This window comes from Streptomyces sp. NEAU-W12, from assembly GCF_026242095.1.
In the GTDB taxonomy this organism is placed as follows: domain Bacteria; phylum Actinomycetota; class Actinomycetes; order Streptomycetales; family Streptomycetaceae; genus Streptomyces.
In genome coordinates, this window is the sequence record NZ_JAPJDM010000039.1 from 19,209 (window position 1) to 44,225 (window position 25,017).

Consider the following 25,017-nt stretch of genomic DNA (forward strand, 5'->3'; position numbering starts at 1 on the left):
GCTCATTCCCCCGCTTCGATCAGGAGATTTCTCTCATGTCAGAGCCGGAGATCGACGCCGTCGTGTTCGACGTGCTCGGCACACTCGTCGACGAGCCCACCGGTATCCGCGCCGACATTCGTGCACTCGCCCCCCTGCCTCGACGATCCCGGAATCGAGCGCTTCCTGTCGCTGTGGCAGCAGCACATCGACCGCGAGCACCGTCGCGTCCTCGACGGCGCCCGGTCCTACCCCCGCAGCAACGTTCTCGACCGGGAAGCCGCCCGGCTCGTCACCGACGCAGCCGGAGTCGACACCCCGGTCGCCGTAGCGGCCCTGGCTCTGTCGGAGCGCAGACTCCCACCATGGCCCGACACCGTGACCGGCCTCGCCCAGCTCGCCGAACGGTTCTCGCTGGTCAGACCTCCCACGCGAACCGGACGGCGCTGCCGGGGCTCAACGCCCACGCCGGACTGTGCTGGCACCATGCCCTGTCCGCCGAGAAGATCCGCCCCTACAAGCCGGACCCTGCGATCCACCGACTGGCCGTCACCGTTTCCGGAGTACCGTCGAGGGGTTCCTGATGGTCGCCACCCACGCCTGGGGTCTGCGCGGTGCCCAGGCCCTCGGGCTGCGTACCGGGCGGGTCGGCCCTCCCGTGGACGATCCGCCCTCCCTTCGGACAGGTTCGACCTACACTCCGACGGCCTGGCCGGCCTGCTCGACCAGGCCCCGGGGGGTCCGGCGGGGCGTCGGCGGAGCCGGAGCCGGAGCTGAAGTTTCGGACCGGGGCGATGATGACGGTGCCGTGGATGCTCCGACGTGACGGCGGTGCGCCTGGTCTGCCGTGGCGCACGGGACTGCGGTGGGCCTCCGGGCCGGTTCGGAGGCCCACCGTTCACCTGCCTGCGGGAACGTCCGCCCGTACGAAATCACGGTGTCCGTCGGGGAAGCGGATCTCCACAGTCCCGTCCGGCATCGCGCGGGCCTGGACGTCACTCTCCGGCGTCCGGAGGGTGCTGTGGACAGCGGGGTCGGCGGAGAGGACCACCAGGGTGGCCAGGAGCAGGGTGCCACCGGGGTGGTCGACGGTCAGCAGGGGCGTGGCCGAGTGGGTGCCGTAGGCGTTGTGTCCGGTCCGGTGGGCGACCGTGCCATGGCGGGCGTCCGGTCCGGTCTCCCAGCCGAGCAATCCGACCAGGGTGCTGGTGAGGCCGTCCCGGCGGACGGCCACCGCCCGGCCGGGGCTGCTGCTCCCGGTAGGGGGTTCATCGTCGTCCGCGACGGCCCAGCCGCCTTCGCGCACGGTGAGGCCGACGGGGGCGTCCACCAGGTGGACACGTACCTCCCACGGACCGTGCACCACGCTCGCGCTTACGATGCGGGCCGCGGGGGGATCGGCATCGCGCAGGCAGGGGGTGTGCCAGGAGGCGGCCCGGGGCCCGTCCGTGTAAAGCGGGTGGATGCGCGTCCGGAAGGTGGCCCCGGCGTTCCCGACCAGCGCGATGTGGTTGTCGTGACCGAAGGGCCCGTCGTCGGGCGGGGTCTCCGGCGCGGTGGCGGTGGAGTACGCCAGGCGCGCGTAGTGGGGGTTCTCCTGGGCGGTCGCCGGCGGGGGCGGGAGCCGGTCGCTGCCGTGGTTGACCAGACGTACGATGCCGTCGGCGGCGGTGGAGTGCAGCAGCCATCCGGGGGCGGGCAGGGCGAGCCGGTGGTCGGCGGTCTCCACAGGGCCCGGTTCCTCGGTCGCCGTCCACACGGGGTGATCGGCCGGGAGCAGCAGACCGAGGAACGCCTTGGCTGCCCAGTAGGGGGACGCCGGTCCCGAGTAGGGCTGGGTGGCCGGGAGGAACGGCCGGTACCAGCCCAGGCTCAGCAGGCCCCGCTCGTCGGGGACGCCATGGTCGGTGAAGTGCTTCAGCGCGCCGGATGCGAGGCGGCGGGTGCGGCCGGGCGGGAGAGGGGTGGCGTCGGCGAGGGCGCCGACCCACAGCGGAGCGGTGGTGGCGTAGCGGTAGGTCAGGGAGCGACCCTGGTACAGGGGGGCGCCGTCCGAGCCGAAGAAGTACTGGTGGGTGTCGAGGAAGGTGCGCAGTCGGTCGCGGTGTTCCTGCACCAGGCCGCGGTCGGCGCGGGGGCCCGCGATGCGTGACCACAGCACCGGGTAGAGGTGCAGTGCCCAGCCGTTGTAGTAGTCGAACTTCCGGCCGTCGCCGTCGGTGTACCAGCCGTCGCCGCGGTACCAGTCCTCCAGCCGGGCCAGGCCCGCGTCGATCTCGGCGCGGCTGTGCGGCGCGTTCACGGAGGCGAGGAACTCCTCGGTGACGACCTGGAAGAGGCGCCAGTTGGACTCGTTGGCCTTCGCTCCGACGAAGCCACCGAGCCAGTCGACGGTCCGTTGCCGTACGGCGTCGGGCAGCCGGTCCCACAGCCACGGCCGGGTCTCGTGCAGCGCGACGGCCACCGAGGCGGCCTCGACCATGGGCTGGGAATGGTCCGTGATCGGCGGCCAGTGCTCGGGGTGGTCCGGATCGGTGCCGGCGGCGAGGCCGGTGGCGTAGCGGTCGACGAGCTCGCTGATGACGGCGCTGCCCGGCGGGTCGATGCCCTGGGCTCCGGCGATGCGGAAGGCGGCCAGGAGGAAGGAGCGGGCGTATCCTTCGAGGCCGTCGGACCAGGCTCCCGAGTATCCGGTGCGGCCGGTGAGGCGGTACTGGGCCAGCCCGGGTGAGGCGTAGGGGCGCAGACTCGTCAGGAGGTGGTCGGCGGCGGTCTCCCAGTGGGCGCGGGTGTAGCCGGTGAGCGGCGACAGAGTGAGGTCGGAGGGTGGCAGGTGGCCGGGGTCGGCCGACAGGTGGGGCGTGGTCATGCGGGGGTGGTTCCTCCTGTGTCGGGGGCGCCGCCCGGGCGGGGCGGCGGGCCCACGCTGTCGCGTACGACGATGTGGGTGCCGAGGATGTGCGGGACGCCGAGGGCGTCATTGCGATCGCCTAGGGCGAGGCGGACCGCGGCGCGGCCCAGTTCCTCGGCGGGTGTGCGCACCGTGGTCAGGGGCGGGTTGAGGTCCTGCGCGAGGGGAGCGTCGTTGTAGCCGACGACGGAGATGTCGTCGGGGACGCGTAGTCCGGCGTCGGTGACGGCGCGCAGGACGCCGGCCGCCACCATGTCGTCGCCGGCGAGGACGGCGGTGAACTTCCGCCCTTGCTTGAGTATTTCGGTCATGGCGCGGTGTCCGGCGGACCGGCCGAGCCCGCAGTCCACCACGTGCGCGGCGTGCGGGGGCAGTCCGTGCTCGGCCAAAGCGGTGCGGTAGCCGGCGGTGCGTGCGTCGAGGGCGGTGTTCCCGGGCAGGCCGCCGATGAACACGATGTCCCGGTGGCCTGCGGACAGCAGGTGGCTGGTGGCGGCACGGGCGCCTGCCTCGTTGTCGAATCCGACGACCAGGACAGGCAGGTCGGGATCGGAGGACGGGCGTCCGCACAGCACGAGGCGGGAGCCGACGGCGTTGAGGGCGTGGGCGTAGTGGGCGACGCGTGCCCGGTAGGAGTCGTCCTCGACGACGCCGCCCACCAGGATGACGACACCGGCGCCCTCCTCCCGCATGAGCTGGACGAAGTCGAGCTCGCGCTGGGGATTCCCACCGGTGGTGCCGACCAAGCACAGCCAGCCGCGTTCGGCGGCCTCGGCCTCCACGCCCTCGGCGACGTGGGCGTAGAACGGGCTGGTGACCTGGCGCAGGACGACGGCGACCGTTTTGCGGCCGCCGCCGACCAGGGCGCGGGCGTGTGCGTTGGCGACGTAGTCGAGGGCGCGGGCGGCGCGCGTCACGCGGGTGCGGGTGGTGGGCGGCACCGGGTAGTTGCCGGACAGGACGCGGGAGACGGTGGCCACCGAGACTCCCGCCCGCTCGGCGACGTCCCGGATCGTGACCCGCTTCTTCTGCGTCATGCTGTTCCCGTCTTCCCTGTGCCGTGTCTGTGCCGCCGGTACCGCGTCACGCGTTGGCGGCATGCTCCTTGGCGAATTCCTCGGCCACTCTGTCGCCCCCCTGGGAGCGCCACTTCTTCATCACCGAGTCGTACTCGGACATCGGCGCCCGTCCGGCGATGATCGCAGTGATCGTGTCGCCCATCATCCGTTCCAGGGTCGACCCGTGCTTGGACCAGGTGGCCGACTGCAGTCCGTAGGAGGCGTTGCGGATGGCGACCGGTATCACCTTCTGCTGCCAGGCGTGCAGGGAGCGGACCACCTCCGGCATGCCCGGGACGAAGAGCACCTGAGGTCCCTCGGCCAGGTAACGGAAGGGAAGGTTGCTGACGTTGTCCACTTCGCCGGCCTTGGTGTACTCCGGTGAGCCGTCCTTGGCCCGGGTGAAGTGCGTGCCCTCCACCCCCCAGTGCACCAGCTCGTACTCCTTGCTGCCGAAGGGGGCGGCGAGGTAGTCGAGGATGCGCAGGAGCATCTGGATGCGCTCCTTCTTGGCCTTCTTCAGGATCGTGTAGCCGAAGGACCGGCGGGCGGCCTTGATACCCCCGGGGTTGCCGTCAACCCTGTACGGCAGCGCGGGCGCCGGCGTCATCAGGCCCTCGGCGTCGCGGTAGATGGTCGTGTACGAGCCGAAGCCGTTCTGCATGGAGCCGGCGGTGCCGTTGAGGAAGGCCGTCTGCAGATCCGGGGTGGACATGGACGTGGCGTCGGGGTGGTACGAGCCCTCCTTGCGCAGCCGGGCCTGGAAGGCCATGGCCGCTTTGAAGCGCTCGTCGATGTACATGGAGTGGAAGTTGCCCTTGTCGTCCACCGCCCAGTCGACCGGCGCGTTGAACGCCGTGGCGTGCACCGCGTTGCCGAAGGTCGACCCGTTCGACGCGCCCAGGGCGTACGCCTTGCCCCGGGTGGCCTTCTTGGCGACGGTGGCGAAGCCCTCGGCGGTCCAGCCCTCCTTCATGCCGGCGTCGGTGAACATCCGCTGGTTGAGCCACAGCGTGGAGCCGGGCACCGGTCGTTCCAGCGGGATGCCGTAGATCAGTCCGCCGATGCGGCCCATGTCGCGCCATGCGTGCGTCGGGATGTTGGCGAGGTTGGGGTGGTCGGTGACCGCGTCACCCGACAGGAACGGGGTGAGGTCCTCGGCACGCCGCTGCACGAACTCCGCCTCGCGGGGCAGTTCGTAGCCGGAGAAGAGGTTGATGATGTCGGGCAAGGCGTCCGGGTCGTTGGCCATCACCGTGGCCATCTTCTTCTCGTAGTCGCCCTGCGGGACGACGGTGTACTCGATCTTGACGCCCAGCGCCTTCTCGACGGCCTGCCAGTACTTGTTCTGCTCCCTGCTCTTGGGCGGGACGCCGAAGGAGACGGACATGACCTTGATGGTGGAGCCGTCACCCGGCGTGCGGGACACCGAGGTTGTCAGGTCGGAGGGGTAGGTGGTGTAGCCGGCCTGGACCCCCGAGTCGGTGGGTGCGAGATCGGGCTTGGCTCCCGCGACCGGCTTGTAGTCGGGCCACGGTGCGAGCTTCTTGCCGGAGTTGGAGACGTCACCGCCTGTGGATTCGCTGGAGCAGGCGGTGAGCAGGGTCGGGACGGAGATGGCGGTTCCGGCGGCGGCCATGGAGCGCAACAGGGTGCGTCGGGACATGCTGGGCATGGCGGTGGGCCCTTTCGGGTGCGGCTTCTGAGGCGTTCGTGCGACGAGATCGGGGGTGCGGGGTTGACGCCGTCAGCTTTTGATGGCGCCGGTGAGCACGCCCTTGGTGAAGTACCTCTGCAGGAAGGGGTAGACGAGCAGGATCGGCACGGTGGCGAGGACCAGGACCGCCATCTGGATGGTCTGGGGTGCGGTCACGGTCGCCTCACCGGTGGTGGTGTCGGTGAGGCCGAGACCGGAGACGACGTAGGTGCGCAGCACCTGCTGGAGCGGCCAGTGGTCGCTCTCCAGGTAGAGCGAGGCGAAGAACCAGGAGTTCCAGTACGCCACGGCGTAAAAGAGGCCGACGACCGCGAGGGCGGCCTTCGACAGGGGCAACACGATGGTCCACAGGACGCGGAGGTCGCCGGCGCCGTCCAGGCGGGCCGCCTCGTACAGCTCCTCCGGGATGCCCTGGAAGAAGCCGCGCAGGACGACGAGGTTGAAAACGTTTACCAGAACCGGCAGGACCAGGGACGAGTAACTGTCCAGCATGCCCAGCTCCTTGACCAGGAGGTAGCTGGGAATCATGCCGGGCGGGAAGAGGAAGGTGAACAGGATGAGCAGCAGCACCGGTTTGCCGCCGAAGACGCCGGGGCGGGACAGGGCGTAGGCGAGGGTGACGGTGCAGGCGAGGCTGAGCACGGTACCCACCACTGTGACGCCGGCGCTGACGCCCAGGGCGTGGGTGACGATACCTCCGCTAAGGATGTCCCGGTACGCCTGGAGTGTCGGCTCTGTGGGCCACAGGACCCAGCCGCCGTTGTTGACGACCTCCTGTTGGGAGGCGAGCGAGGTCGACAGGATGACGAGGAACGGCACGCACACCAGCAGCACGACCACGACGAGGGCGATCGCCTTGGCGACCTGGGTGACGGGCTTCGGCTTCTCCATCCAGCCGGGCCTTGCCTGGGAACTCACTTGTAGACCCCCTGTTCGCCGAGGCGGTGCGCGACCTTGTTGGCGGCATAGACGAGGAGGGCGCCGATGACGCCCTTGAACAGCCCCGCGGCGGCGGCGTATCCGTAGTCGCCGCCGACGACGCCCTGGTAGTAGACGAAGGTGTCGATGATCTCGGCGGCCTGCGGGCCGACGGCGTCGCGCTGGAGCAGCATCTGTTCAAAGCCGACGGAGAGGATGTCACCGAGGCGCATGATGAGCAGCAGCACGATGACCGGGCGGATGGCGGGCAGGGTGACATGCCAGAAGCGGCGCCAGGGGCCGGCGCCGTCGATCGCGGCGGCTTCGTACTGCTGCTCGTCGACCTGGGAGAGGGCGGCCAGGAAGATGATCGTGCCCCAGCCGGCGTCCTTCCAGATCACCTGGGCCACGACGAGCGGCTTGAAGGCGTCCGGGTTGCCGATGATGTCGACCGTGCTCAGGCCCCCGTCACCGAGAAGGCCGTTCACCAGGCCGGTGTCGCCGAGGACCTGCTGGAACAGGGCGACCACGATCACCCACGAGATGAAGTGCGGAAGGTAGGCCACCGACTGCACGAAACGGCGGACGGAGGACCAGGTCAGGCTGTGAAGGAGGAGCGCGAGGGCCAGCGGCACGGGGAAGTAGAAGACAATCTGGAGGACGGCGATCCAGAGGGTGTTGAGGACCGCGTCCCAGAACGCACCGTCCGCGAACATCCGCTCGAAGTTGCCGAAGCCGACCCAGGGGCTGGCCCAGATACCGTCGAACGGCACGTACTCCTTGAAAGCGATCAGGTTCCCGACCAGCGCGCCGTAGTGGAAGACAAGGAAGTACGCGACCCCCGGGAGCATGAGCAGGAACAAGCCCCGGCCCCGGCGTTTGTGAAAACTTTTTCGCTTGGTTGAAGCGCCTGATGGACGACGGGAAGGGCGGTTCACCGCTGATTTCCCGGGGCGCTCACGCAGCAACGCGGCCACGAAGCCTCCTCGGCTACGGGTTGGAGTGGGCTGAAGTTAAAACGTTTCCAACATGGGGTCAATACGTTCGACACATCTCGCGTGCACGATGCAGGGGCGGCTCACACCGCTCAGGCACGCAGCGGCGCGGCCTCGGCGGTGACGGCATGCAGGGGGGACAGTCCCGCGCCGATACGGCGCAGTTCGTCGACGACCAGTCGTCCCATCGCGCGGCGTTCGCCGCCGACCGTCCCCGCCACATGTCCGGTGAGCATCACGTTGGGCAGCGTGTACAGGGCCGAATCGGCCGGCGGTGGCTCTTCGGCCGTCACGTCGAGCACGGCGGACAGGTCGGGGCGTTCGGTCAGCACCTCGATCATGGCCTGCTCGTCGATCACCGCTCCCCGGGCGGTGTTGATGAGTGTGGCGCCCGCGGGCAGCAGCCTCAGCAACTCACCCGTGACCAGTTTCTCGGTGCTTCCGGGGATGAGGGGGGTGTGGATGCTCAGCACCCGTGATCGGGCGACGACCTCGCTCAGGTCGAAGGCCCTGGCCACCTGGAAGTCGTCGAAGACGTCCGGTGGAAGGTAGGGGTCCCAGGCCAGCACCCGCGTGTCCAGTCGCCGGAGCCGCTGGGCCACCTTGCGCGCCACTGAGCCGAAGGAGACCAGTCCTACCGTCTGCCGAAGGGTTCCGGGTACGTCGTCGACCGGCGGCAGCGCTTTCACCGCGGCCATGTGCCGCGAGCGGCGGTACACGTCCTTGAGTGCCAGTACGACGTGGGCGTAGACGAACTCCGCCACGGGCTCGTTGTTCGCCTCGGCCGCTGAGATGACGGTGATCCCCCGGCCCCAGACAGCATCGGTGACCAGCTTGCGGACGGAGCCGGCGGCATGCGCCACAGTGTGCAGGGCCGGCAGCTCGTCCAGCACGTCCGGTGTCAGCGCGGGCGCGCCCCACGATGTGACAAGCACTTCGACCTCCGCGCGACGGGGGTCGGTCAGGAGTGTCCGGACGTCCGGGGCCTCCGCCACGACGTCCACTGCATCAGCCAGTTCACGCATTCCCCGGGGCCCGAACACCTCCTCGCGCAGCACGGGAGCGAGAGCCGTCGCGGCGCGCGGACGGGGCGGTGGAGCTGGGGTGGGCACATGTCCTCCTGGGGAGACGGTGGGGTGTCCGAGTCGCGGTGTACGGTGTTTCATTCGAGGTCGCGCAGTGCGCTGTCTCATTCGAGGATGAGACGGATCCACGCGTCGGCGAGCACGGAGTGGCCCACGACCGTCAGGTGCACTCCGTCGTCGGCGATCTTGGCGGGGTCCCCGGCCTCCCGGGCCGCCTGGTTGAGCAGACCGTCAGCCGACAGGAGAACCGTGTCGAACTCGGCGGCCAGCCTGCGCACTACATGGATGCGCGCGTCGAGGTCCGCATGCCAGTCCCACTGCTCGGACCGGACAGGGACAAGGAAGGGTTCTACCAGCACCAGCCGCGCTCCGACGGCCGTGGCCTGCCGGAGGAGGCCACGGTAGTCGGCGTCGAACCGCTCCACCGGCGTCCGGATGCCGTGGGTGTACCGGTGCCAGGTGTCGTTGACCCCGATCATGACGGAGAGCAGGTCGGGGCGGAGGTCGATGGCGTCGGTGGCCCAGCGGGCCCTCAGGTCGGCGACGCGGTTGCCGCTGACACCCCGGTTGAGGACACCGGCCCGGGGGTGAAGCACGCTAAGCCGCTCGGCGACCATGCGGACGAAGCCGTTACCGAGGTCCGCGGGGTCGTCGGTGTCCCGCCCGGCGGCCGTGATGCTGTCTCCCTGGAACACCAGGAGGGCGGAGTCACCGATGGGTATGGGCATCTGGCTTCCTCTCGGCCGCACACCGCGGCGAACACTTCTGAAGCAACTTGACGTGTCGAGCATTGTGCCTGCCACAGGGGGCGCCAACAAGGTGCGTCGCGGTGAGACTTACTACCGAATAGGCAATGTTCACCCCCGAAGGCCCTCTCCCAGGGAGCCGTGTCATGACGAGTAGTGACGTCCTCTCGTTCAGTTCTGTTCAAAGCCTGGTTCACGTGTGCAGGTTGGTGTAAGCATGTGCCGCACGCCGGGACGGAGCCGCGACCTTCCGGTGACCAAGGGCTGTCGTCACCAGCCGCTTCCGTGGCGTTGTGTCGTGCGCGCCTGCCGCGCCAGAGCGGCCGGACACGTCCACCTGACAGTCAGCCAGCCGACGCAGAGCTTCTCTGCGCCTCTCGGAAGGAGCCGCACACCGTGGGCCAACTCAGCAGACGTTCCATGCTCGCCTCCACCGCCGCAGCGGCCGGCGGAGCCGCGCTGCTCTCGGCTTCTCCGGCCGCCGCGCGGCCGCGGTCCGGACCCGTGGCCGCGCCGCTCGATCCGGACGGACACGACCCCATCACCGTGCGCTGGCTCGACGGCGCCGCACCGCGGGAGGTCGCGGGTGGCACCACCTGGGGCGTGCCCTGGCCTCGCGGCGCCTTCTCCTCCGACCAGAGTTTCGCCCTGACCACCGAGTCCGGCGAGACGGTGCCGATGCAGAGCCGGCCCATCGGCTGGTGGCCGGACGGCTCGGTGAAGTGGACGGCTCATTCGGTGAGTTCGCAGGCACCGAGGAGTGAGTCCTACCGGCTCACGGCGGGCGAGGCGACGGCTCCGCGGTCACCGCTGAGCGTGCACAGGGGGCGTGACCGGATCACCGTGAGCACCGGGGTGATCGACGTCGAGTTCGGACGCGGCGGGGACCGGGTCGTCACGGCGATCCGCCGCGGGCGCACGGTCATCGCCAAGGACGGCCGGCTCGTGGCCTCGCGGCAGGACCGGTCCGGTACCGACGGCGCCCCCGTCATCAAGTCCGAGGCGTTCACCGGCTTCGTGAGCGACATCGCCGTGGAACAGGACGGTCCCGTACGGGCCGTGGTCAAGATCGAGGGCAAGCACAGGAAGGGCCGTCGCGCCTGGCTGCCCTTCGCCGTCCGCTTCTACCTGTACGCAGGATCGGACGCCATCCGCGTCGTGCACACCTTCGTCTTCGACGGCAACGAGAAGAAGGACTTCGTCAACGGCCTCGGCATACGGTTCACGGTCCCCATGCGTGGGGAACTCCACGACCGGCACATCCGCCTGGCCGGCGACGGCAAGGGCGTACTGGCCGAAGCCGTGCGCGGCGTCACAGGACTGCGCCGCGACCCCGGCGAGGCGGTCCGCCAGGCCCAGTACGAAGGAAAGAAGACCCCCGACACCAGCACCTGGGACACCCGGGTGACCTCCCGCCTCCAGTACATCCCGGCTTTCGGCGACTACAGCCTGAGTCAGCTCAACGCCCACGGTTTCGAGATCAACAAGCGGACCGGGGTGGGTCGCTCCTGGATCCGGGTCGACGGCGGCAAGCGCGCCCAGGGGCTGGGCTACGTCGGCTCCCCCTCCGGCGGGCTCGCGTTCGGCATGCGCAACTTCTGGCAGCTGCACCCGACCGAGCTGGAGATCTCCGGTGCGGCCGGCGACGAGGCCCAGGCCACCGCCTGGATGTGGTCGCCGCGAGCGAACCCGATGGACCTGCGCTTCTACCACGACGGCATGGGGCAGGACACCTTCCCCGAGCAGCTCGAGGGGCTGGAGATCACCTACGAGGACTACGAGCCCGGTTTCGGCAGCCCTTACGGAGTGGCCCGGACCACGGAGCTGATGTTCTGGGCGCTGGACGCCACGCCGACCGCCGAGCGCTTCAGTGCCCTCGCGGAGGCGAACACCGCACCGCCCCTGCTGGTCTCCAGCCCCGAGCACAACCACAGCACCGGTGTCTTCGGGTCCTGGGCGCCGGTCGACCGTTCGAACCCGGCGAAGAAGGAGCTGGAGGACAAGCTCGACTTCATGCACCGGTACCACCTGGAGCAGGTGGACCAGCGTTCCTGGTACGGGTTCTGGGACTACGGCGACATCATGCACGCTTACGACTCGGACCGCCACGTGTGGCGCTATGACGTCGGCGGCTATGCCTGGGACAACTCCGAGCTCTCCACCGACATGTGGCTGTGGTACCACTACCTGCGCACCGGGGACGCGAAGGCGTTCCGCTTCGCCGAGGCCATGACCCGGCACACGGGCGAGGCCGACATGTACCACATCGGCAAGTACCAGGGGCTGGGCACCCGGCACGGCGTCATGCACTGGGGGGACAGCGCCAAACAGGTACGCATCAGCAACGCCGGCTACAAGCGCTTCTACTACTTCCTCACCGCCGACGAACGCGTCGGCGACCTGCTGCACGACCTGGTCGACTCCGACCGGAGCTTCCTGGTCCTCGACCCCGGGCGCAAGGTCAACGGCAGCAACGGCGAGTTCGACCCCGACCCCAAGGCGCTCCTCGTCGGCAAGACCACCGACTGGGGCTCGCTGGCCATGGCCTGGCTCACCGAGTGGGAGCGGGGCGGGAAGGCGATCGCCCGCACCAAGCTGATCAACGGCGCCCGGTCGATCGCCGCGCTGCCGAACGGCTGGGCGCAGGGCGGGACGGTCACCTACAACCTGGCCGACGGCACGTTCACCGGGCCCACCGAGAAACTCGTGTCCATCGGTTCCCTCAGCTCCGTCTTCGGACTGATCGAGGTCATGACCGAACTGAACGACCTGATCGACGACGCCGAAGTGAAGGACCAGTGGGTGCAGTTCTGCCGGCTGTACAACGCCACCGGGGACGAGCAGAAGGAGGCCACCGGTTCCTCCTGGGGCAGTCAGAACCTGCGGCAGGCGTACTCACGTGCCACCGCCTACGCCGCGAAGGAACTCGGCGACGAGACGCTGGCCAAGCGCGCCTGGAAGGAACTGCGCAGGGGGCACGCCGGATACCCCGAGGACCATCCGTTCACCACCGAGCGCATCGAGGGCCCGGCCGTGCTGAACCCGGTCGACGAGGCGGAACTCGGCACCAACGCGAGCGCCCAGTTCGGGCTGGCGGTCATGCAGTGCCTGGCTCTGGTGGGCGACGAGGTCTGACCCACGAGCGCGGGGCCCGGCCCCGCTGACACGGCATGACGTGAGCGCGGCCCCGTCGGTCGGCAGCCGCGCTCACGTCGTGCGGTGGAGCGTCCGGCCAGCCCTCTCCGGCCACCACCCACGCACCCTCACCTCCGAAGGGATACCACCTCATGTCGACATCCACCCGTCGTACGACGACGCGTCTCGGCGCCACCGCGCTGACCAGCGCCGCCCTGACCGTCGTGGGTCTGCTCGCCGCCCCCGGGCAGGCGAGCGCGGGGCCCCGGCACTTCCTTCCTCGGCAGTGCACGGGGGACGCGCCCGTCGTCTGCCACTTCGACGTACCGCCCGGCAACTACACCGTCACCGCCCTGCTCGGCGGTGACACGGCGGGCAGCACCGACATCACGGCCGAGACCCGGCGCACCATGCTGGCCGAGACGCCGACCGAGGCCGGCCGGAAGGCCCTCCGCAGCTTCACGGTGAACGTGCGCGAACCGGAAGGACAGCCCACCGGCCCTGCCGGGAGCCCGGGCCTCGACCTGACGTTCGGCGGCAGCGCCCCCCAGCTCGCCGGCCTGCACGTGGCGCCCACCCGCCGGGCACCGCAGATCCTCCTGGCCGGTGACTCCACCGTCTGCGACCAGTGGAGCGAGCCGTACACCGGGTGGGGTCAGGAGCTGCCCCAGTTCCTGCGCGGCCGGGCGGCGGTGGCCAACTACGCGGACGGGGGTGAGAGCACCCAGTCCTTCCTGGACGAGCCGGTGTTCTTCGACGCCCTGGAGGCCGAGATCCGCCGTGGTGACCTCGTCCTGATCCAGCTCGCCCACAACGACAAGGCGACCACCGCCGAGCAGTACCGCGCCAACCTCACGGAGATGGCGGAACGGGTCCGCGCCCGGGACGGCAAGCCGGTCTTCGTCACCCCGATCGTGCGGCGGCGGTTCAACAGGGACGGCACCCTCAACTCCGTGGCACTGCATGTCATGAAGGCCGACCTGCCCGTGGAGATGCGCGCCCTGGCCGCCGAGCTGGAGGTGCCGCTCGTCGACCTGACGGCCATGACGAAGGAGCTGGTGGAGGGGTTGGGCATGGAGGCGTCCAAGGCGCTGTACCTGCACGGTGACACCATCAGCGACAACACGCACACCTCGGAGTACGGCGCCGCGCGCTTCGCGCGCCTCGTGGTGGACGACCTGCGGGCGCAGCGGCTGATCCCCGAGCGCTACGTCCGGTGATCTCCCGCTGACCGCCACGGTCCGGGCCGACCCGTGTCCGGGGGCCGCCCCCGTTTCACGGATCGACGCCTGCCCTCGGTTCTCCGCTCAGTTCCCTCGGTGCGCCGCCTGTGCTCCGCAGGACGACCTCACGACGAGGCGCGGCTGGAGGAACAGCTGCCGCACGGGGACGTCGGCGGGATCGGGCGCGTCGATCCGGTCGAGAAGGAGCTGTGCGGCCTGCTCGCCGAGCTGTTGCTTGGGCGGGGCCACCGCGGTGAGAGGTACATCCGCCAGCGAGGCGATCTCGTCGTCGTAGGCGATCAGGGCCATGTCGTCCGGGGTGCGCAGGCCGCGGACACGCAGGCGGCGCATCAGCTCGATCGCGTCGTGGTCGGAGTGCACCAGTGCCGCCCGGGTCCCGCTCGCCAGGCACGCCTCGATGAACCGCTCATAGTGTTCGGCGGCCTCCGCCGAGCCCATGGTGGGCCGACCGCTGTCGTGGAACGGCGCGTCCGGTGCCAGGGCCAGGCGTTCCACCGCCGCCCGGTGGCCGTCTCTCACCTGATCGGCGGTGGGGCTGCCGTTGGTGAACAGCGCGACGGCCCGGTGTCCCAGCCGGGCGAGGTGGCCGACCGCGGCGAAGGCACCTTGCCGGTGGTCGGAGACCACGAACTCGCACGAGGCGAACGGGTCGGACGGCTGGCGCTCCATGAGGAGAAAAGGCAGTCCCGTGGCCTCCAGGAGCCCTTGCGTCTCGGCCGGCAGTTCATGGCCCGCCGCGGAGGCGACGAGCAGCCCTGAGGCGCCGGAGGCCCTGAGGTCGTCGATACGCTCCGCTTCGTCCCCTTGTGTGTAGTCACTGAGACTGATCACCGCGCGAGCGCCCCGCTCGGCCGCCACTGCCTGCACGCCCGCCACGACGCGGGGGTAATAGTACGTAGCCGACGGCACCAACAGCCCCAGCGTGCGCTCGGGCGAGGGCGGTCCAGCGTGCGCGCCCCCCGCGGCGGTAGCGGGCTCGTCGTCGATCTCCATGACGGTGGCATCGTGCGAAGAGGTCACCACGGCACCACCGCGCACGCGACTCAGTCGCCCTTCCGCCTCCAGGTCGAGCAGGTCTCGTCGCACCGTGGCACGCGAGACGCCCAGGCGCGTGGCGAGATCGACCACCTTGAGGCCGCCCGACGCCTTCAATTCGCTGAGCAGCTGCTCACGCCGCTGGGCGACGAGCATCTCCGCCATTGCCCCTCCCTGAACAGATGTTGAGCATCTTAAAGGAAGCTGAGCGGTTAAGCGCAGAGCGGTTGCGCCTGGCAACCCGTACTCAGTCACGTCGGGCTGTTTCACACGGTAAGACATATTCTGCCCCCGCGACTGGGCCGAGCAGGATGGAGGCCGACGGACGGTACCCCTTCGGATACGAGGTTCATCCACCCTCGCACCCGAAGGGGTACACGGGACTGCCGTCCTGGCGAAACGCCCGCCGACCTCCTACTGATCGGCCGAGGCTGTCACGTAGCGGATGTTCGGGCGGGGCGGCTGCTTCATGACGGCGCCGATGAAATAGTCGACGTGGTGCGACTGCATGTAGCCCTTGACCGTCATGTCGTTGCGGTACGCCGGGTTGTGAGCCAGGGTGTAGAGGCGGGTGTCCGTCGCCTGATCGGTCGTGAAGATGATCAGTTCGTTGTAGTCCGCGTTGACGTAGAGAGCTTCCTCACGCCAGTCGCCGAAGACGTCACCGACCATCGTGGGGTTGCCCTGCCCCACGTTGACCGCGCCGTAGTGCCAGGTGGTGAGCTGCCGCTGGGTGCCGTCCGGGGTCCAGTTCTCGACCTTACCGTCGCTGAGCAACTCCAGCATGGGATCGGCGTCCCACCAGATGCCCAGCTCGGGCCACGGAGCGTCTTCCGCGTCCTGAATCAGCGCGTTGGTGGGAGCGTTGTAGAGACCGGAGAAAGACCAGGCTTCCATGCCGGGGTGGCGGGAGTCGATGTCCCCGATCATGCCGCGTCCGACGTCTTCGGTGCCGTCCTCGACGTGCTGCCAGCGCATGGTGCCGTTCCTGGCGTTGTAGTAGTACTCCCGCAGGCCGTCCTTCTGGTTCTGCTGGACGCCGTAGCCCTCGAGTCCCGGCTTCCTGGGGTCCATGTCGGCGATGTGGAAGCGGTCGCCGTGCTGCACGCCCTCGTCGGCCAGGGAGTAGAGCATGGTGCCGTCGTCGTCGAGTACGAACCCGATCTCGGCGATCTCGTCCCGGCCGTCGCCGTCGACGTCGAGGACGCGGGTGTTGTGGCCGTCACCGACCTGCTGGTCCCCGCGCAGCCACTTCCACTGCCGGGTCAGGTCGTCCCCGTCGAAGTTCCAGGTGGAGATGACGAGGTTGAAGTGGCCGTCCGCCTCACGGTTCTTCTGGTGGGCGACCAGGCTCGGTGTGACACCATCGAGGTAGCCCACCGCGAAGCGGGCATTCATCGGGCCTGTCTCGATGTAGTCGTCCGGCACGGGCCCTGTGGCCTCGGGTGCACCGGTCTCACCGTCCAGGATGGCGATGGACTGGTGGACGTCGTCCTCCTCGGAGTGCACGGTGCCGTCACCGAAGGTGACCCCGTCGGCGACCCGCACGGCGACCTCGGCGGTGCCGTCGCTGTCGAAGTCGTAGACGGTGACACCGTCCCAGTGGCCGGTCCCCAGCGTGGCCGACCCGGGGTCCGCGCTGTTCGGCCCCATGTCGGCCTCCCACAGGAACGTGCCGTCACCGGCGTACGCCTCCAGCTTCTGCCCGGGTCGGGGTGCGCTGCGCAGGACCACGTAGTCGTACTCGCCGTCGCCGGTGAGGTCGCCGACCCAGGAGAACTTGATCTCGTCGCCGTCGCGCAGCGGGACGCGGATCACCGGCTCCTCAGCGTGGCCGGCGGTCAGCGTGAACGCGCCGTCGGCCTTCTGCGCCGTGCCGTCAACGACGGGAACGACCCGATAGCGATTCTCTTTGCTCAGGTCCGCCTCGGCGTCCACAAAGTTGGTGCCGCCGGTCAGGACCTCGTCGTTGATCCGCGTCCAGGCACCGCTGCCAGTCGAGCGCTCGACGTGGAAGCCGATGCCCTGCGGGTCCAGGCCCAGCAGCCGCCAAGAGACGAGAACCTCGGTCTCGCTGGAGCGGACGGCCACGATCCCACGGCCGAGGTTCTCCATCGGCCTCGCTGCGAGCACCGCGTCGGTCGAGACGGGGGACGTCCCGTCGGCCGACGTGGGATCGGCCGACGCGGGGACCAGGACCACGGCGCTGGCGATCAGCGTCGCGACCGCGATACCTGCGCCGAGTGGCCCTCGGCGGACTCGCCGCCGATGTGTGCGTGACATGACAAACCTCCTGGCTTCTCAGCCATCTCCTTGGGAATCGGGATGCGCGATCCACCGGACCGCGCGGCTCTCGCATCTCCACCCGATGTGCCTGCGTTCCGGCACGGGCGCCTTTCCCGCGCCGTTTCGCGACGTCCGTCGGATGGAAGCCGTCGAAGGTGCCCAGTGCGGGCACCACGACGCGCTCGGTCACACTCGGCCCCACCGGCGGGGCCTGGGCGCGTGCGGACACAGCGCCCACGCCGGCGACGCGGCCGTCACCGAGACGACGTCGCTCGTTCTCCCTCTGGAGTTCTGCCGCGATCTCCCATGGAAGGTCCCTTTGGATATGCGGGTGAACCGCTGCGCTTCCACGTGGAGTTGACCGGCTCACCCTGAGAGTGGGGGTGCTGGCGCCCCCAGGCCGGGGAGCGGCGGGGCGGCGCGCAGAGGGGCGGCAGGGTCGGGGCAACACGGTAGGGGGACGAGCCCTGGCGCCATGGGAATGCACTGTCGACCCGTGAGTGAGCGGAAGTCAATAGAACGGTGTGAGTTGAGTCCATTGGCTTCAGGACTCCCGCCGCAAGGTGCGCACCAAGGGGGACAAATAAGGCATTACGTGTACTCGATGCGTCATCTCTGGCCTAACCGGCCAGTTCGTGTCAGCATCGATCGTCAGCGAAGACAAAGCGGCGAACCCTCAACGCCCGCTTATGGCTCAGGCGTTGGGGTGCGTCGTCCGGAACGGCAGCACACCGTCAGTGTCGGCAAGGGCCGGTCGCCGAATGTCGATGTCCGGCGTCCACAGGGGAGAAGGTGTGAGCGAACCACTGGTGACGAGCGGGGTACCGTGGTTCGACGACCGTGGGCAGACGGTGAACGCCCACAGGGCCTGCCTGCTGCACCAAGACGGTCGCTACTACCTGTTCGGTGAGTACAAGACCGACGATCTCAACCTGTTCGCCGGCTTCAGCTGCTATTCCTCCGCCGACCTGGTGGACCGGCGGTTCGAGAGGATCGTCCTCCCCATGCAGCCTGATGGGCTGATGGGCTGATGGGCCCCGGCCGCGTCGGTGAACGCGTCAAGGTCATGCGGTGCCCTTCCACCGGTCGCTACATGATGTACATGCACTCCGACGATTCCGGCTACGCGGACCCCCGCATCTGCGTGGCCGTCAGCGACACCATCGACGGTGAGTACACCTTCCTCGGCGAGCTGACCCACCGGGGCGACTCCGTCCGGAGGTGGGACGTGGGCACTTTCCAGGACGAGGACGGAACCGGCTACCTGCTGCTGCACGAGGGGGACGTCTATCGCCTGAGCCAGGACTACCTCACCGCCGAGGAGCTCGTCGCCGAGGGGATCGCCCCTGGCGGCGAGTCGCCGGCCATGCTCAAGCACGACGGCACCTACTTCCTGATGTTCTCGCAGAAGACCAGCGCAGCCGTCACACGAGCCGCCCGCGACCCAGGGGGCCGACGGTGGTCAGCCGAGCGTGAGGGCACGCTGTGCGGTGACGACGCGGGAGGAACACGCCGTCGCGAAGGTGTAGACGCCCGGGGTGAGCGTCATTGTTTCCGACGACCAGACGCTGAGGTCCTGGACCGGGATCGTCAGGCTCAGTCGCTTGGAGCCGGCCGCTGGAAGGGTGACCTTCTGGAACGCGACCAGGCGGCGAGGCTCCGCCGCCGCCGAGGCGGGAAGGGTGGCGTACACCTGGAGGACCTCGGTGCCCTCGCGCCGTCCGGTGTTGGTCACGGTGACCTCGACGATGACCTGCTGGGCGGCCTTGTCGCAGGTGGCCTCCAGGGAGCCGTGCGCGAAGGTCGTGTAGGACAAGGCCGTGACCGAAGGGGAAGCGGGGTTCCTGCTTCCTGGCGTCGTAGAAGCGGTAGCCGACGGCGATGCCCTCGTCGTAGGCGACGGTGCCGTTCGTGCCCGGGTAGCTGGCGGGAGTGGTACCGGGGCCCTGGGTGGCGTCGGTGGGGAAGGTCACCGGGAGGCGGCCGGCCGGGTCGCTGTCGCCGAAGAGGACGGCGGCGATGGCGGTGCCGGCACCGCGGCCCGCGTACCACGCCTGCACGACGGCCTCCACGTCGTTCAGCCAGGGGGTGGCGACGGGACCGTCGGTGTTGAGGACGACGATCGTGCGGGGGTTGGCGGCGGCGACGGCCTCGATGAGCTGGTCCTGGTCTCCGGGCAGTGCGTATCCGTCGTGGTCCATGCCCTCGCCGGCGACCCGGTTGACGAAGACGACGGCGGCGTCGGCCGCGCGGGCCGCTGTCACAGCGGCGGGGATGAGGGACTCGGGTTGCCGGCCGAAGGCCAGGCCGCACGTTCCGGGCTCCGCGGTGACGTTGTTGTAGGTGATCTCCACGGTGACGGCGCGTCCGGCGGTCAGTTCGGCGGTTCCCTGGAGCGGGTAGTCGTAGGGGCCGAGGAAGAAGCGGGCCATCTGGCGGGTGCCGGAGACGACCGTCCTGCCGTCGATCTTCAGCGAGGTTGTCCCGGACGGCAGCAGGGAGAAGCGGTGCAGGCCGGTGGTGGTCGGGGTCAGCGTGCCGGTCCACTTGGCCGACCACACCTGCGGCAGGCCCTCGACGGGGGCGGTGGTGAAGTCGACGGTGGTGTCGGTGCGGGTCGTGACTGGTGTGCCGGTGCCGTCGGCACTGGCGTAGTAGCTCGCCCTCAGGCCGGCCGCCCCGGTGGGGGTGCGCAGGACGGTGGAGGGGACCGTGGTGAGGGGGAGGTCGCCCTTGGTTCCCTGGGCGTGTGTGACCTTGAGGGAGCTTCCGGCGCGGGCCCGGATCGCGTCGAGCGGGGTGGTCCAGGTCCCGGGGTCCACGTATGTGGAGCCGGACACGCCGGTGAAGGTGTCGGACCCGGCCGGGCCGATGACGGCGAGCGACTTCACCGCGCTGGTGAGCGGCAGGGCCGCGGAGCGGTTGGCGAGGAGTACCGTCGAGGCGACGGCCGCCTCGTGCGCGAGATCCTTGTGCGCCTGGGTGCTGACGTTGCCCGCCGGGGCGGGGGCGGGGTGGTCGAAGAGGCCGTTCGCGAACATGGTGACGAGGATGCGCCGGGCCGCGTCGTCGAGCCGGGCGGCCGGTATCGCACCGCCGGTGAGGGAACCCGCCGGGATCTGGACACCACCGGGGCCGAGCCCGGCGAGGTCCATGCCGGCCCGGGCGGCGGCGACCTGGTCGTCCCCGGCCCAGAAGTCGGGCACGGTGCAACCCTGGAGGCCCATGCCCTTCTTCAGGTCGTCGAACAGGCCGGTGTGCCGTGTCGCGAACGTGCCGTTGATCTTCGGGTACGCCATCATCACCGAGGTGGCGGGGGCGGCGGCGATCACGCGACGGAAGGGCGCCTGGTAGTACTCGTGGAGCGCTCGGTCGGACACCTTGGTGTCGATGAAGAAGCGGTCGACTTCCTGGGTGTAGGCGGCGAAGTGCTTGAGGGTGGCCGCCATGTGCTGGGACTGGATGGACACGGTGAGGGCGGCGCCCAGCCGTCCGGCTAGCACCGGGTCCTCGCCCATGGCCTCGGCCTGACGGCCGAAGTGCCAGGTGCGGGTCAGGTCGATGGTGGGACCGAGGGCGTTGTTGTACCCCTTGGCCCGGCCCTCGGTGGCGATGGCCTTCCCGATCCGGCCCGCGAGCGCCTCGTCGAAGGTGGCCGCCTGGGCCACGGGTACGGGGAAGGCGGCCTTCGCCTCGGGGACCCGGCGCTTGGACACTCGGAGCAGGAGGTCGTGGCGCGGTTGTGGAGACGGCGGCAGACCGAGACGGGGTGGGTGTACCTCGTGGGACTGCCGTCGTACCGGGACCTCGAAAACAGTTCGCGCACAGGCGTTTGACATGTGGCGTTGCACGTCTTCTTCCTCGCCGTCTGCTGATTCGCCACTGGTGTCCCGTGGTGCTGCCGCGCACGCGACAGCACCACGGGACACCGAGGCCGGGTTACCGGTCACCTCCGTTGCCCCCGACACCGACCGCGACGGGACTTCCCGTGCCGTCCGGGTTCCTCAGGGTGGTGAGCGAACCGATGTCCACCGCGTCCGACGCCGCGGTGCGAGCGCTCGGTGAGAGGTTCAGCGCGCTGTCGCCGGGGTTGGTCGGCGCGCTGCCGTCGGGATGGGGCGGGATGACGCAGTTGGACTTGTCGGACTCGAGGGAGCCGTTGACGGCCGTCACGCAGAACTCGAAGTTCCACACACCCGGGAACAGGAAGCCGACGCCGTGGTGGGTGTCCTCGATGATGTTCTCGTCGGCCTCCGGCGGGGTGGTGCCGCCGTCCTTGACGTTGGAGACCCACAGCCGGTAGCCGGCCGCCGATTTCGCGCCGGTCCAGTCCAGTTCCACCGTGGTGGGATCGACGGTGGTCACCCGCAGGCCGGTCGGGGTGGCCGGGATGCCGCCGCCGACCATCACCGGCCGGGCCAGTGCGGGCAGCCCGCCGCCGGCGGCGTTCCAGGTGGCCGCCGCGACGAGGTAGCGGTGGCCCGGCTTCAGCCCGTAGACCTTGACGCTGTTGCCGCGGAAGCCGGTGCCGGTGAGCCAGGCACCGGGCGTGTCCTTGTCGAAGAGGATCACTTCGTACCGGTCGATGGTGGTGGGGTAGTCAGGTGGCGCGATCTCGAGCTCGATGCCGTCCTGGCCGCTGGGCCGGCTGGCGAGGATCCGCGGCGGCGGCGCCGTCTTCGGGTGGGCGACCGCACTGACCGTGCCGGACCAGGGGCCCTTGACGTTGTCACCGCCGACGGTGCGCACCTGGTATTCCCACCGGATGCCGTCGACGGTCCAGGTGGTGTCGGTCCGGTTGCTGTTGACGCGGCCCTCGCTCCAGGCCGTCTGGCCGGCGATCCGCGACCGCACGTCGTAGCCGAACGCCCCGTACACCGGGTCCCAGGTGACCGTCACGCCCTGGGGGCTGGACTCGGCCTTCAGACCGGCCGGCACGGGTGTCGGACGGACCGGCAGGTTCTCGGGCGGGAAGGGGATCGGCCCCCGGCCCAGGTCGTACCGGTCGTGCAGGGTCTGCTCGAAGGCGGTGGCGAGCTGGTACTCGCCGAAGGCGTTGGGGTGCAGGCCGTCGTAAGCGGCCGGGCAGGCGGCGGGGGCACACGAGTACCCCTTCTGCCAGTCGACGACCTCCACCTGGGAGATGGCCTTGCTCCACCGGGGGGCCGCGTTCGCGAGCAGCCGGTTGAAGTTGTCGGTCTTGGTGATCAGGTCGTCCCGGCCGCCGATCTTCGACCGGTGCGGCACGGTGGCCACCGCGAAGTCGACCCCCGGCCGGGCCGCGCGGGCCTGGTCGATGATGGTCTCGACGCTGTCCAGGGTGCCGTTCTCGTCGCTGACGAACCAGCCCATGTCGTTGAAGCCTGCCGCGAGCAGGACGAGGTCCGGCTGGTAGGTCTCGACCTGCCGGCGGATGTCGTCCTTGATCTGGGCGGCCTGCCTGCCCCAGTGCGCGTAGTGGTCGCTGTCGAAGGCGACCCCGGCCGCGTAACCGCCGTCGACGCGGATGCCCTGGTCCGCCGGCTTCTCACCGACGAAGGGCGGCGGTTTCGGCGGGGAGGGCTGGTCCGGGGTGAACGTGCCGTGGTAGGGACCGACGAAGTCGACCGAGACGTTGTTCTCCTGGAACCACTGCCACAACCGGTAGCGCCAGGTGTAGTCGCCCTCGTGGCCCTGGCTGATCGAGTCGCCGACCACCATCACCCGGATCGTCGACGGCCAGGCGGTGGCTCGCTGGCCCTGGAGCACTCGTTCGATGGCCAACCTAACGCTCTGCGCGAAGTCGGGGGTGAACAGGTTACGGATGTACTCCAGCGGGGTCGACGACCACGAGCCGAGCCGGGTACTGATGTTCCGCGCGGTCTTCCCCACCGCTTCGACCACCCAGGCCATCCCCTCCGCGGCCCATGCCTTCAGGCTCTCGCGGGCCGCCGAGCCCAACCCGACCACCGCGCTCGCCACGAATACGGCGATCGCCTCCTTCCAGACCTCCGCGTCGCCCATCGACCGCCCGTCGAAGTAGGAGTTCAGCAGGTCACCGGTGAGCCCGGCCAGTCCGGCAGAGACGGCCGCGCAGATCGGTACGGCGAAAGGCGCGGCGGGGCCGAAGGAGAGTTCGCACACCTCAAGGGCCACCGCCCACACCGCGTAGCCGACCGCGATGGCGATCATCTTCTGCCACCAGTTCGACGAAGCGTTCACCTCGCCCGCGGGTATGACGATGACGAGGCTGTCGCCGACGACGCGGATGCTGCCGTCGAACCGGACGTCGCTCTGCCGGTCGTAGAAGTCCACGTTGCTCTTCTGCGCCTGCAGGTCGAAGGACTCGCTGAGCGTGAGTCCCTTGTCCTTGTCGGCACGCACCGTGTCGACCATCTGCCGCATCTGCCGCTGCCACTCGTCCGGCCGCTGCGCGGTGTTGAAGTCGATGGCGGCCACCATGTCGGTGTCGCTGTTCGCCAGCGACCGCAGCGCTCCCGCGTCGCGGGCGCATCCCATCCGCAACGCCGCCGTGTTCTCCGCGATCGTCTGGCTGGCGAAGTTCGATCCAGCCGTGGCACACGCCTCCCCCGCCGCCTCGGCCGGCTCCGCCATCCCTGCCGTCAGCAGCGTCACTGCTAAGACGAGCGCGGTCAGCCACCCGGGTCTTCTCATGAACGTCCCCCCTCAATCAGCGCGGTCAACATCCGCGAACCTGAAAATCCTACGGATTCGGACCCCGAGGGGCGTCACCTCACAGTGCCATCCGCGTGTAGCTCGCACGGGGGACAGCGCGCCGGTGGTTCACTACGAGTGAAGCGCCCCCGTTCGGGTGGCTACTGGCAGGTCACCCAGATGCCGATCTTGACGGCACGCCTTCTCCTGCACAGCCTCGCCAGGCGCCACGTCCCCGTGCGCTCACGGAAGGAACCTGACGTCAAGAGGCCCGCCGAAACATGATCGAGGGGCGCGGGCTGAGCAGGCTCGTCAGCAGCCCACTACCAGCGCCACGCGGGATGTATGCACCATCTACCGGGCGCGAATAGTGCATGGGCCGGATACTGCCCCTTCACCAGTAGGACGGCGGGGTGGAGGCGGCGGAGTACCGGGTGTGGGTCCGGGCGCCCGACCATGTGCGGCCGGTCGACGGCGTCGACTACGACCAGGTCCCCACCGAGCCTCTTCCGCCGGCTCCGCCGACGTCGGTGGTTCGCAAGATCCTCGGGGAGCGCCGGCCTTCGGGCTGGGTCCTGGCGAAGATGCGTGAGGGCCGGGGCCCTACCTGCGGCGTGCTGCACGCGCCGGACTGCGAAGAGGCACCCGAGGGAGCGCCGCTGCTCGATGTGCAGCAGGCCCTGGACGTCGCGGAGAACCCGGGGACGCAGCTGTGCACGCTGTGCGGGTGCGCTCAGGAGCTGACGCCGCCGCTGAGCTGCTTCGACCACATCACCGACTCCTGACCCGCCCCCTTTGGGCCGTAATGATCCAGGCCATGGACACGGCCAAGCGGCAGGGACTGCAGAAGGACCTGCGCGCCCTCGCCGCCAACACCCGCGCCGACGCCGAAGGTCGCTACGACAGCGCGGAGCCCGGGTGGCGCTCCGGTGTCGAGTGGACGCTGCTGTGGATCGAGAACACCGCCGCCCATCCGCCTTCTTCGCGGCCTTCGACTTCGGCTTCCGGGGGCGCTTCCAGATCGGCTGCCACCCCGGGGGCTCGTCGACTTCGAGCTCCTGGTCCTCGTCGAGCGCCGATGGCACGGACGAGTGGGTGTGGGGGTGCGGCCGGTGCCGCTCCGGGGCGGCCGGGTTGTCACTGATCATGGGACCTCTGACGGACGTGGGCTTCAGCCGTCCTCCGGGGGCGGCTGCGTCGGGTTCGGGCACGGGCGGGCGGCGCGTCAGCTCCGGGTGGTGCGGGGCCGGTCGG

At 69.6% G+C, this 25,017-nt stretch carries 15 protein-coding genes and 3 pseudogenes; 6 read left to right on the forward strand and 12 right to left on the reverse strand.

What is annotated here, in order from left to right; all coding sequences use genetic code 11:
• Window positions 1-35: 35 nt before the first annotated feature.
• A pseudogene (locus tag ORI94_RS32920) lies at window positions 36-756 on the forward strand (haloacid dehalogenase type II).
• A gap of 121 nt (window positions 757-877) precedes the next feature.
• Here ORI94_RS32920 and ORI94_RS32925 read toward each other — a convergent pair.
• From ORI94_RS32925 to ORI94_RS32955, 7 genes are all read right to left on the reverse strand, one after another.
• On the reverse strand, window positions 878-2,848 hold the full coding sequence (locus tag ORI94_RS32925; RefSeq protein ID WP_266082451.1) for a DUF2264 domain-containing protein: 1,971 nt from the start codon (window positions 2,846-2,848) through the stop codon (window positions 878-880).
• Window positions 2,845-3,927: a LacI family DNA-binding transcriptional regulator gene (locus ORI94_RS32930; RefSeq protein WP_266082453.1), complete on the reverse strand. Its 1,083-nt coding sequence runs from the start codon at window positions 3,925-3,927 to the stop codon at window positions 2,845-2,847. Before ORI94_RS32930 ends, ORI94_RS32925 begins: the two co-directional genes overlap by 4 nt.
• Before the next feature lie 46 nt (window positions 3,928-3,973).
• Entirely contained in the window at window positions 3,974-5,623 is a 1,650-nt protein-coding gene (locus ORI94_RS32935) for an extracellular solute-binding protein (RefSeq protein ID WP_266082455.1), read from the reverse strand.
• A 72-nt stretch (window positions 5,624-5,695) separates the two neighbouring features.
• The gene (locus ORI94_RS32940) at window positions 5,696-6,583 is read right to left on the reverse strand and encodes a carbohydrate ABC transporter permease (protein WP_266082457.1); all 888 of its coding nucleotides are present in this window, start codon (window positions 6,581-6,583) and stop codon (window positions 5,696-5,698) included.
• A complete protein-coding gene (locus tag ORI94_RS32945) occupies window positions 6,580-7,434 on the reverse strand; it encodes an ABC transporter permease (RefSeq protein WP_266082459.1) in 855 nt (284 codons plus the stop codon). The genes ORI94_RS32940 and ORI94_RS32945 overlap by 4 nt, the downstream gene beginning before the upstream one ends.
• 236 nt (window positions 7,435-7,670) lie before the next feature.
• Window positions 7,671-8,690, reverse strand: coding sequence for a hydroxyacid dehydrogenase (locus ORI94_RS32950; protein WP_266082461.1), 1,020 nt, complete (start codon window positions 8,688-8,690; stop codon window positions 7,671-7,673).
• Between the two features lie 77 nt (window positions 8,691-8,767).
• Window positions 8,768-9,391 (reverse strand): SGNH/GDSL hydrolase family protein, encoded by a 624-nt coding sequence (locus ORI94_RS32955; RefSeq protein WP_266082463.1) that lies wholly within the window; start codon window positions 9,389-9,391, stop codon window positions 8,768-8,770.
• 414 nt (window positions 9,392-9,805) lie between these two features.
• Between ORI94_RS32955 and ORI94_RS32960 the strand changes: the two genes are divergently transcribed.
• Together ORI94_RS32960 and ORI94_RS32965 are read left to right on the forward strand one after the other, a co-directional pair.
• Complete coding sequence (locus ORI94_RS32960; RefSeq protein ID WP_266082465.1) at window positions 9,806-12,544, forward strand: Tat pathway signal sequence domain protein; 2,739 nt, start codon at window positions 9,806-9,808, stop codon at window positions 12,542-12,544.
• A gap of 152 nt (window positions 12,545-12,696) precedes the next feature.
• Window positions 12,697-13,764, forward strand: coding sequence for a rhamnogalacturonan acetylesterase (locus ORI94_RS32965; protein WP_266082467.1), 1,068 nt, complete (start codon window positions 12,697-12,699; stop codon window positions 13,762-13,764).
• A gap of 87 nt (window positions 13,765-13,851) precedes the next feature.
• Here the strand turns inward: ORI94_RS32965 and ORI94_RS32970 are convergent, their stop codons facing one another.
• Both ORI94_RS32970 and ORI94_RS32975 read right to left on the reverse strand, forming a co-directional pair.
• A complete protein-coding gene (locus ORI94_RS32970) occupies window positions 13,852-14,988 on the reverse strand; it encodes a substrate-binding domain-containing protein (RefSeq protein ID WP_266082469.1) in 1,137 nt (378 codons plus the stop codon).
• Between the two features lie 249 nt (window positions 14,989-15,237).
• On the reverse strand, window positions 15,238-17,106 hold the full coding sequence (locus tag ORI94_RS32975) for a hypothetical protein (RefSeq protein WP_266082471.1): 1,869 nt from the start codon (window positions 17,104-17,106) through the stop codon (window positions 15,238-15,240).
• Window positions 17,107-17,903: 797 nt separating this feature from the next.
• Here ORI94_RS32975 and ORI94_RS32980 point away from each other — a divergent pair.
• Together ORI94_RS32980 and ORI94_RS35660 are read left to right on the forward strand one after the other, a co-directional pair.
• Window positions 17,904-18,140 carry a hypothetical protein gene (locus ORI94_RS32980; RefSeq protein ID WP_266082473.1) on the forward strand — a complete coding sequence of 79 codons (237 nt, stop codon included), beginning with the start codon at window positions 17,904-17,906 and terminating at the stop codon, window positions 18,138-18,140.
• A gap of 62 nt (window positions 18,141-18,202) precedes the next feature.
• A pseudogene (locus ORI94_RS35660) lies at window positions 18,203-18,511 on the forward strand (family 43 glycosylhydrolase); the annotation flags it as partial.
• A 60-nt stretch (window positions 18,512-18,571) separates the two neighbouring features.
• On the opposite strand, the gene ORI94_RS32985 reads toward ORI94_RS35660, so the two are convergent.
• The 3 genes and pseudogenes from ORI94_RS32985 to ORI94_RS32995 form a co-directional block, all read right to left on the reverse strand.
• Window positions 18,572-18,844, reverse strand: coding sequence for a fibronectin type III-like domain-contianing protein (locus ORI94_RS32985; RefSeq protein WP_323056113.1), 273 nt, complete (start codon window positions 18,842-18,844; stop codon window positions 18,572-18,574).
• Window positions 18,845-19,037: 193 nt separating this feature from the next.
• Window positions 19,038-20,948: pseudogene (locus ORI94_RS32990) on the reverse strand (glycoside hydrolase family 3 protein); the annotation flags it as partial.
• A 100-nt stretch (window positions 20,949-21,048) separates the two neighbouring features.
• Window positions 21,049-23,763 (reverse strand): GDSL-type esterase/lipase family protein, encoded by a 2,715-nt coding sequence (locus ORI94_RS32995; protein WP_266082475.1) that lies wholly within the window; start codon window positions 23,761-23,763, stop codon window positions 21,049-21,051.
• 413 nt (window positions 23,764-24,176) lie between these two features.
• Here ORI94_RS32995 and ORI94_RS33000 point away from each other — a divergent pair, with 413 nt between their 5' ends.
• Window positions 24,177-24,548 carry a DUF6233 domain-containing protein gene (locus ORI94_RS33000; RefSeq protein ID WP_416237942.1) on the forward strand — a complete coding sequence of 124 codons (372 nt, stop codon included), beginning with the start codon at window positions 24,177-24,179 and terminating at the stop codon, window positions 24,546-24,548.
• Window positions 24,549-25,017 lie beyond the last annotated feature (469 nt).

Bases quoted from the DNA above. Each gene is read 5' to 3' on its own strand.
- ORI94_RS32925 (WP_266082451.1), bottom strand. From the start codon at position 2,848: ATGACCACGCCCCACCTGTCGGCCGACCCCGGCCACCTGCCACCCTCC.
- ORI94_RS32930 (WP_266082453.1), bottom strand. From the start codon at position 3,927: ATGACGCAGAAGAAGCGGGTCACGATCCGGGACGTCGCCGAGCGGGCG.
- ORI94_RS32935 (WP_266082455.1), bottom strand. From the start codon at position 5,623: ATGCCCAGCATGTCCCGACGCACCCTGTTGCGCTCCATGGCCGCCGCC.
- ORI94_RS32945 (WP_266082459.1), bottom strand. From the start codon at position 7,434: ATGCTCCCGGGGGTCGCGTACTTCCTTGTCTTCCACTACGGCGCGCTG.
- ORI94_RS32955 (WP_266082463.1), bottom strand. From the start codon at position 9,391: ATGCCCATACCCATCGGTGACTCCGCCCTCCTGGTGTTCCAGGGAGAC.
- ORI94_RS32965 (WP_266082467.1), top strand. From the start codon at position 12,697: ATGTCGACATCCACCCGTCGTACGACGACGCGTCTCGGCGCCACCGCG.
- ORI94_RS32970 (WP_266082469.1), bottom strand. From the start codon at position 14,988: ATGGCGGAGATGCTCGTCGCCCAGCGGCGTGAGCAGCTGCTCAGCGAA.
- ORI94_RS32975 (WP_266082471.1), bottom strand. From the start codon at position 17,106: ATGTCACGCACACATCGGCGGCGAGTCCGCCGAGGGCCACTCGGCGCA.
- ORI94_RS32995 (WP_266082475.1), bottom strand. From the start codon at position 23,763: ATGAGAAGACCCGGGTGGCTGACCGCGCTCGTCTTAGCAGTGACGCTG.